We start from the raw sequence: 1,201 nt of genomic DNA on the forward strand, positions 1-1,201 counted from the left end.
TTTACTCGATGATTTTTGCGACGACGCCGGCGCCGACGGTGCGGCCGCCTTCGCGGATGGCGAAGCGCAGGCCTTCTTCCATGGCGATGGGGGCGATGAGCTTGACGGTGATGCTCACATTATCGCCGGGCATGACCATTTCCTTGTCCTTGGGCAGTTCGATGGCGCCGGTGACGTCGGTGGTGCGGAAGTAGAACTGCGGGCGGTAGTTGTTGAAGAAGGGGGTGTGGCGGCCGCCCTCGTCCTTGCTCAGCACGTACACCTCGGCGGTGAAGTGGGTGTGGGGCTTGATCGAGCCGGGTTTGCACAGCACCTGGCCGCGCTCGACTTCTTCGCGCTTGGTGCCGCGCAGCAAGATGCCGACGTTGTCGCCGGCCTGGCCCTGGTCGAGCAGCTTCCTGAACATTTCCACGCCGGTGCAGGTGGTCTTGAGGGTGGGCTTGAGGCCGACGATCTCGATTTCCTCGCCGACCTTGATGATGCCGCGCTCCACACGCCCGGTGACCACCGTGCCGCGCCCGGAGATGGAGAACACGTCTTCCACGGGCATGAGGAAGGCGCCGTCGACGGCGCGCTCGGGCGTGGGGATGTAGGTGTCCAGGGCCTCGGCCAGCTTGAGAATGGCGCCTTCGCCCAGTTCGCCCTTGTCGCCTTCGAGGGCCAGCTTGGCCGAGCCCTTGATGATGGGGGTGTCGTCACCGGGGAAGTCGTACTTGGACAGCAGCTCGCGCACTTCCATCTCGACGAGTTCGAGCAGCTCGGCGTCGTCGACCATGTCGCACTTGTTGAGGAACACGATGATGTAGGGCACGCCCACCTGGCGCGCCAGCAGGATGTGCTCGCGGGTCTGGGGCATGGGGCCGTCGGCGGCGGACACGACCAGGATGGCGCCGTCCATCTGGGCCGCACCGGTGATCATGTTCTTGACGTAGTCGGCGTGGCCGGGGCAGTCGACGTGGGCGTAGTGGCGGTTGGCCGTCTCGTACTCGACGTGCGCGGTGTTGATGGTGATGCCGCGCGCCTTTTCTTCCGGCGCCGCGTCGATCTGGTCGTACGCCTTGGCCTCGCCGCCGAACTTGCTCGACAGCACGGTCGTGATCGCCGCCGTCAGGGTGGTCTTGCCGTGGTCCACGTGACCGATCGTCCCCACGTTCACGTGTGGCTTGGTCCGCTCAAACTTGCTCTTCGCCATGATGAATGC

At 65.0% G+C, this 1,201-nt stretch carries 1 protein-coding gene; it reads right to left on the reverse strand.

Features of this window, described 5'->3' with window-relative positions; translation table 11 throughout:
• Position 1 precedes the first annotated feature (1 nt).
• The gene (tuf, locus tag THIARS_RS17960) at positions 2-1,192 is read right to left on the reverse strand and encodes an elongation factor Tu (RefSeq protein ID WP_094159063.1); all 1,191 of its coding nucleotides are present in this window, start codon (positions 1,190-1,192) and stop codon (positions 2-4) included.
• Positions 1,193-1,201: the final 9 nt, after the last annotated feature.

Origin of the sequence: Thiomonas delicata, from assembly GCF_900088825.1 — a bacterium.
GTDB lineage: Bacteria > Pseudomonadota > Gammaproteobacteria > Burkholderiales > Burkholderiaceae_C > Thiomonas_A > Thiomonas_A delicata.

What these genes read in the sequence shown, in the direction of transcription:
- tuf (WP_094159063.1), bottom strand. Translation starts at nt 1,192, where the DNA reads ATGGCGAAGAGCAAGTTTGAGCGGACCAAGCCACACGTGAACGTGGGG.